Below are 6,683 nucleotides of genomic sequence, written 5' to 3'. Positions count from 1 at the left end.
GACAGGCTTACCTAAATAAGGTGTGCCTAAGTTAAACCCCTGCGAGAGGTGCTCATGTCCGTGTTCCCAGCCGCCGGACTCAGCCGGCGTGGATTCCTGATCGGGGCGGGTGGCCTCGCCGCCGCCGCGGCCCTCACCGCCTGCAGCAGCGGTGACAAGCCGTCGAGCGGTGCCGCCACCGGCCCGTGGGAGTTCACCGACGACCGCGGTCAGAAGGCCTCGCGCGACCAGCGTCCGGCGCGGGTGGTGGCCTACGCCAGCTCGGCCGCGGCGCTCTGGGACTACGGCGTCCGCCCGGTCGGCGTGTTCGGCCCGCAGAAGACCGCCGACGGCGGCAAGGAAATCCAGGCCGGCAACATCGACCTGAACGCGGTCACCTCCATCGGCAACGCCTGGGACGACTTCAGCATGGAGAAGTTCGCCGCGCTCAAGCCGGACCTGGTCGTCACCGGCCTGACCGGCACCAAGCCGACGGACATGTGGGTGCTCACCGACGACCTCGGCCCCAAGGTGCAGCAGGTCGCGCCGATCGTCGCGCTTTCGGAGTACAAGGTCACGCTGCCCAAGGTGATCGAGCGGTATGCGCAGCTGGCCGTCGCCCTGGGCGGCGACGCGAACTCGGCGACCATGAAGCAGGCCAAGGCGGACTTCGAGAAGGCGTCCGAGGACCTGCGCGCGGCGGCGAAGGAGAAGGCCGGTCTCAAGGTCCTCGTGCTGTACGGCGACAAGGACGGCCTTTACATCGCAAAGCCGGACTTCTTCGCGGATCTCGCGTACTACCGCGAGCTCGGCCTGGACATCGTCTCCGGCGGCGGCAGCGAGGACTACTGGGAGCAGCTGTCGTGGGAGCAGGCGGGCAAGTACCCGGCCGACCTGATCCTGACCGACTCGCGTTCGTACGCGCTGCCACGGGCCCAGATGACGCAGTTCCCGACCTGGAACCAGCTGCCCGCGGTCAAGGCCAACCAGCTGGGCGACTGGTCGGCCGAGCCGCGCTTCAACCACCTGCTCGCCACGCCGGTCATCCAGAAGCTGACCGCGCTGGTGAAGGGTGCCCGCACGGACATCACCGCCTGAGGAGGCCGCCGTGACCAACCCGTTCGAAGACCCGTCCGCGACGTACCTGGTGCTGGTGAACGCCGAGAACCAGCACAGCCTGTGGCCGGAGTTCGCGGACGTCCCGGCCGGCTGGACGGTCGCGTTCGGCCCGTCGTCCCGCCAGGAGTGCCTGGACCACGTGGAAGCGAATTGGACGGACATGCGCCCGAAGTCACTGGCCGACGCCATGGACGCCTGACCTTCCTGCCCGCACGACACGCCGGAAGCCATTTGGCTTCCGGCGTGTCGTCCATTCAGCCCTGGTGCCGGTTAATTCATTGTCCGGCTACCGTGGAGGATCGGTACCTTCCGCCAGGTGAACCTCAAAACGCGCATCTTCGCCGTCGTCGCGGCAGCCGTGGCCATGGGAATGGGAGTCACGGCTCCCGCGATGGCGGAAACCAATCAGGCAATCGAAATCAAGAGCGTCGCCTTGGGCAAATGCCTCGCGGTCGGGGCGCCGACCATGGCGTGGGTGACGATGGAGACCTGCACCGGCGCGGAAACCCAGCAGTGGGAGCGGATTCCCGTGGACGGCGACAAAGTGATGCTCCGCAACCTCGGCGACCGAAGCTGTGTGATGGGACTCAACAACCTCGTCCGCTACGAATGCGACGACGAGAACGTCGAACAGTACTGGGTGCTCGCCGGCGACCGGCTGAAGAACGCCAAGGCGGGCCAGGTGGCCGATACTACCCTGTACGACGACGACTTCGGCGTGATCCTGTGGGACGCCGGCGGCAGCGACCACCAGCGGTGGCAGTTCCGGGTCACCGGAACCGCGTCGGCTCCGCCCGCGGACACCAGTGGCCGCATCATCCGGATCAAGAGCGTTTCGGACCGCGGGTGCGCCGCGGCCAGCGGCGTCGCCGCGCGGCTGGCCGACTGCACCGCTGCGGTGGAACAGGAGTTCCAGCGGGTCGAGCTGGGCGACGGCGTGGTCCAGCTGCGCAGCCTGGCGACCGGTACCTGCCTGCGCACGGGGTCGTTCGGATCGCCCCGCGTCGATCTGGTGAGTGCCTGCGCCGCGGACGACCCGGCGCAGCAGTGGCGGATCGAGCCGGACCTGATCGGCACGGTCCGGGTGCGCAACGTGGCCGGCGGCAACTACCTCACGCCACTGGGAACCGGCAAGGACATCACGACCTACGAGCGTACTTCCCTGGCGAACTGGCAGAAGTGGAGTCTGGCCATCGCTTGACCGGAACGCCGGTGCCGGCCGGGCTCGGCCGGCACCGGGGGGTCAGGCGCGCTGGCCGGACCACGCCTCCCAGAGCTTCGAGTACCGGCCACCGGCGGCGACCAGCTCGTCGTGGGTGCCGGACTCCACCACCGCGCCCGCGTCGAGGACCACGATCCGGTCGGACGCCGCCGCCTGCGTCAAGCGGTGGGCCACCACCAAGGCCGTGCGTCCTTCGAGGGCCGCCGCGGCCGCCGCCTCCAGGACCTTCGAGCCCGCGCTGCCCGCTTCCGCCGTGGCCTCGTCGAGGATCGCGATCGGCGGGTCGGCCAGCACCAGCCGGACCAGGGCCAGCTGCTGCGCCTGCGTCACCGTCAGCTGGTGACCGCCTTCGCCGACGACCGTCGCCAGCCCGTCGGGCAGCGACGAAACCCACGTCAGCGCCCCCACCTTGGCCAGCGCCGCCCGCAGTTCGGCGTCGGTCGCCGACGGGCGGGCGAGCCGCAGGTCCTCGGCCAGCGGCCCCGCGAAGACGTGGACCTCCTGGCTGATCAGCCCCACCGTCCGGCGGACGGCTTCGGGCCCCAGCTCCTCCAGCGGCACGCCGCCGAGCGTGACCGATCCCGCGTCCGGCCGGTGGATGCCGGCGATCAGCTTGGCCAGCGTCGTCTTCCCGGCCCCGCTCGCGCCGACCAGCGCCACCCGTTCGCCGGGGGCGACCCCCAGGTCGACGTCGCGCAGCACCGGGTGACCGTCCACATAGGAGTACCCGAGCCCGGCCGTCTTCACCGACGCGTCCGCCGGCCGTGACGGCTGCGAAGGTGACGCTTCGGCCGGCAGGTCGGCGACACCGATCAGCCGCGCGAGGCTGGCCGCGGCCGCCTGCGCGTCGTCGACCAGCGCCAGTGCCGTCATGATCGGCCCGAACAGGCTGTGGAAGTACAGCGCCGCCGCCGTCGCGACGCCGACCGTCACCGCGTCCGCGCCCACCAGCACGAACCCGAGCGCCAGCATCGCCGCCAGCCCGACGAACTCCGCCAGGTTGAGCCGCGAGTAGAACCGCGTCACCAGGCGGATGCCCTGCAGCGCCAGCGAAACGGCCCCGTCGGACCGCTGCCGCACCCGCTCCAGGTGGGGACCCGACAGCCCGAACGCCCGGACCGTCTTCGCGCCGCCGATGGTGTCGAGCAGCTGCTGCTGTTGCGCCCCGACCGCCTCGCGCTGGGCGGCGTACAACGGCTTGGCGCGCGGCACGTACCAGCGCACGGTCCACAGCTGGATCGGCACGGCCAGCAGCGCGGCCAGCAGGAACCGCCAGTCCAGCACGGCCAGCGCGCCGAACGTCAGCACCACCGTCAGCACCGAGCGCCCCAGTTCGGGCAGCGCCTGCCGGACGCCCTCGGCGACCACCGAGACGTCGTTCGTCACGCGGGCGGTGAGGTCGCCGGACCCGGCGCGTTCCAGCTGTTCGAGCGGCAGCCCGAGCGCGCGTTCGATGAAGCGCTCGCGCAGCTCGGCCAGGATCGTCTCGCCCAGGCGCGCGACAAGCGACACGCCGATCGCCGTCGCCACCGCCTGCGCCACCGCGACGAGCACGAGGCCCACGATCGGCGCGACCAGCTCGGCCGCCGGGCGGCGGGTGGCGACCAGGTCGACGACCCGGCCGAGCAGGGGCGCGGTCAGCAGGCCGATCGCGGTGGCCGCGACGAGCGCGGTGAACGCGGCCGCGGCGCGGCCTTTCGCCCGGCCGACGAGCTCGCCGACGACGGCGCGGATCCGGCGGCCGTCGGCCACGGGGAGCAGTTCGCGGGTCATGACAGCACCGCCGCTCGGTAGTCGGGACGGCCGGCCAGCTCGGCGTGACTGCCCTCGCCCGCGACGCGCCCGTCGTCGAGGAGGACGACGCGGTCGGTGGCCGCCAGCAGCGCCGGGCTGGTGGTGACGAGGATCGTGGTGCGGCCGCGCCGCAGTGCGGCGAGCCCCGCGGCGATCCGGGCCTCGGTGACCGTGTCGACGGCGGTCGTCGGGTCGTGCAGCACCAGCACCGGCGCGTCGGCGGCGAGCGCCCGGGCGAGCGCGACCCGCTGCCGCTGCCCGCCCGACAGCGACCGTCCGCGCTCGCTGACCGGGGTCGCGACACCGTCGGGCAGTGCGCTCGCCACCTCGTCGACGGCGGCCGCGGTCAGCGCTTCGGCCGTCTTCGGCCCGGTGGTCACGTTCTCGGCCACCGTCCCGGCGAACAGGTCGGCGTCGTGCGCGGCGACCAGCACTACCTCGCGGACGTGCCGCGGATCCACAGTGGACAGATCGACCGAGTCGACCGACACGGTGCCGCTCGCGGGATCGGCGGCGCGGCCCAGGCAGTCGAGCAGGTCCGTCGCCGCGGCCGGATCGGTGGCCACCACGCCGAGCAGCTCACCCGGCCGTGCTTCGAACGCGACGTCACGCAGGACGCCGCGGCTGAGCGCGGACAGCTTGACGTGCCCGGTCACCGGAACCGGCAGCATCGCGTCCCCGGTGCCGACGGCCGGGGCGGCGTTCAGCACGTCGGCGATGCGCCCGGCCGACGCCCGGCCCTGCGCGAGTTCGCCGTTGACCCACGAGAAGAGCGTGAACGGAGTGATCAGGTACTGCGCGAGGCCGACCGCGGCGACCAGGTCACCGACGCTGATCCCGCCCGCCGCGGCGAGGTTGCCACCGACCAGCGCGACCAGGGCGATGAAGATGCCGGTGAGCGCGAGCAGCGCGCCGTTGTGCCAGGCCTGGGCGCGGGCGGCGCGCAGCGTCGCCCGCAGCGAGTCCTGGCTGGTGCGCCGGTAGCGGTCGACGGCGGCGCGTTCGGCGCCGACGCCCTTCAGCACGCGCAGCCCGGCGACGAGATCGGTGGCGACCCCGGAAGCGAACGCCGACCGCTCCTGCTCGGCCTCGCTGCGGCGCTCGAGGGGCTTCCCGATCAGGTGCGCCAGGTAGAGCATCGGCGGCGTGCCGAGCAGCACGAGCAACCCGAGCGGCAGCGACATGGTGAGCAGCGCCACGGCGCTGACCAGCAGCCCGGCCAGGCCGGCGACGCCGAAGGGGAGGACGCTGTTGACGGTGCCGACGCGCTTGGCGTCGGACGTCCCGATGCTCACCAGCTCGCCGGCGAGCGTGCCGGAGTCGGCGACGCCGCCGGGATCCAGGACCCGGCGGGCGATGTCGATGCGCAGGCCGTGGGCCGCGCGTTCGGCGGCGCGCTCGCCGAAGCGGGCGCCGAGGCGGTAGCTGTTCGACAGCGCGGCGAAGAGCACGCCCAGCACCGCCAGCCAGACCAGCAGCGTGCCCACCGAGCCGCCCGCGACGGCCTGGTCGATGACCACGCCGATCACCACCGGGACCAGTGCTTCGCCGCCTTGGTGGCTCGCGGCCAGCAACGCCGCGAGCGCCACCGGTCGTCGTTGCCCGGCGATCGACCGGCGGAGGACCTGCCGTCCCGTCGCGCTCACCCGCGCCTCCCTCTCCAGAGCTGGGGAAGGTAAGGCTAGTCTAAGTAAAAGAGTCAGGGGAACACGGTCGGCTTCGGGTCGGCCCGCGGTTCGGTCGCCGGTTCGCCGAACCGGGCCAGCGCGAGCGCGGCCACCACGGCGAGGACGAACCCGGCGACGGCGACGACCGCGAAGCCGGGCCGGGTGCGGTCGCCGAGTACCAGCACACCGACCAGTGACGGGAACACCGTCTCGCCGAGGACCATCATCGCGGTCGCGGTGGTGACGCTCCCGCGCTGCAACGCCGTCGCGTAGAACAGCATCGCCATCCCGCCCGCGACCGCGACGGTGTAGGTCGCCGGGTCGGTGAGCAGGTCGAGCGGCGCGAGGCTGGGGATGATCCGCCCGGCGATGGCGACGACGCCGAAGCACAGCCCGGCGACGAGCCCGAGCGCCGGCGTCCGGATCCGGCGGCTCGCCTTGCCGGCGGCGATCCCGGCCACGGCGAGGACGGCGACCGCGCCGATCAGGCCGAGCCGGAAGCCGAGCCCGACGGGATCGGAGCCCTCGCTTTCGGCGGCGGCGCCGAGCAGCGCGAGCCCGGCGCAGACGACCCCGACCGCGACCCACTCCCGCCGGCCGAGCCGCACGCCGAGGAACCGCGCGCAGACGGCGGTCACGGCGAGGCTGGCGGCGAGCGCGGCCTGGACGACGAACAGGGGCAGCACGTGCAGGGCCGCGATCTGCGCGACGAACCCGAGCACGTCGAGCGCCAGCCCGAGCACGAACTTCCCCTGGCCGAGCACGCGGACCAGCAGTTTCGGGTCGACGCCGGCCGCGCCGGTGTCCGTGGCCCGCGCGGCGACCGACTGCATCACCGAAGCCACCCCGTACGCGCATGCCGCGCCCAGGGCGCAGAGCAGTCCCCACCACATGCCGGTCAC

At 72.8% G+C, this 6,683-nt stretch carries 6 protein-coding genes; 3 read left to right on the top strand and 3 right to left on the bottom strand.

Annotated elements, in window-relative coordinates:
* The first annotated feature begins 54 nt into the window (after window positions 1–54).
* The 3 genes from IE317_RS02245 to IE317_RS02235 all read left to right on the top strand — a co-directional run bounded on the left by IE317_RS02245 (window position 55) and on the right by IE317_RS02235 (window position 2,299).
* A complete protein-coding gene (locus IE317_RS02245; RefSeq protein WP_191306323.1) occupies window positions 55–1,077 on the top strand; it encodes an ABC transporter substrate-binding protein in 1,023 nt (340 codons plus the stop codon).
* Between the two features lie 10 nt (window positions 1,078–1,087).
* Window positions 1,088–1,297 (top strand): MbtH family protein, encoded by a 210-nt coding sequence (locus IE317_RS02240; RefSeq protein WP_191306322.1) that lies wholly within the window; start codon window positions 1,088–1,090, stop codon window positions 1,295–1,297.
* 117 nt (window positions 1,298–1,414) lie between these two features.
* Window positions 1,415–2,299 (top strand): RICIN domain-containing protein, encoded by an 885-nt coding sequence (locus IE317_RS02235; RefSeq protein ID WP_191306321.1) that lies wholly within the window; start codon window positions 1,415–1,417, stop codon window positions 2,297–2,299.
* Window positions 2,300–2,341: 42 nt separating this feature from the next.
* Here IE317_RS02235 and IE317_RS02230 read toward each other — a convergent pair whose 3' ends face one another.
* From IE317_RS02230 to IE317_RS02220, 3 genes are read right to left on the bottom strand one after another with little or no spacing between them, the layout of a single operon-like run.
* Window positions 2,342–4,093 carry an ABC transporter ATP-binding protein gene (locus tag IE317_RS02230; RefSeq protein ID WP_191306320.1) on the bottom strand — a complete coding sequence of 584 codons (1,752 nt, stop codon included), beginning with the start codon at window positions 4,091–4,093 and terminating at the stop codon, window positions 2,342–2,344.
* A complete protein-coding gene (locus IE317_RS02225; RefSeq protein WP_191306319.1) occupies window positions 4,090–5,760 on the bottom strand; it encodes an ABC transporter ATP-binding protein in 1,671 nt (556 codons plus the stop codon). Before IE317_RS02225 ends, IE317_RS02230 begins: the two co-directional genes overlap by 4 nt.
* A 53-nt stretch (window positions 5,761–5,813) precedes the next feature.
* Window positions 5,814–6,674 (bottom strand): hypothetical protein, encoded by an 861-nt coding sequence (locus IE317_RS02220; RefSeq protein ID WP_191306318.1) that lies wholly within the window; start codon window positions 6,672–6,674, stop codon window positions 5,814–5,816.
* Between the last annotated feature and the right edge of the window lie 9 nt (window positions 6,675–6,683).

This window comes from Amycolatopsis bullii, from assembly GCF_014654205.1.
Taxonomy (GTDB): domain Bacteria; phylum Actinomycetota; class Actinomycetes; order Mycobacteriales; family Pseudonocardiaceae; genus Amycolatopsis; species Amycolatopsis plumensis.
Note: the sequence above shows the minus strand (reverse complement) of the source record. Positions and strands in the feature narration are given on the sequence as shown.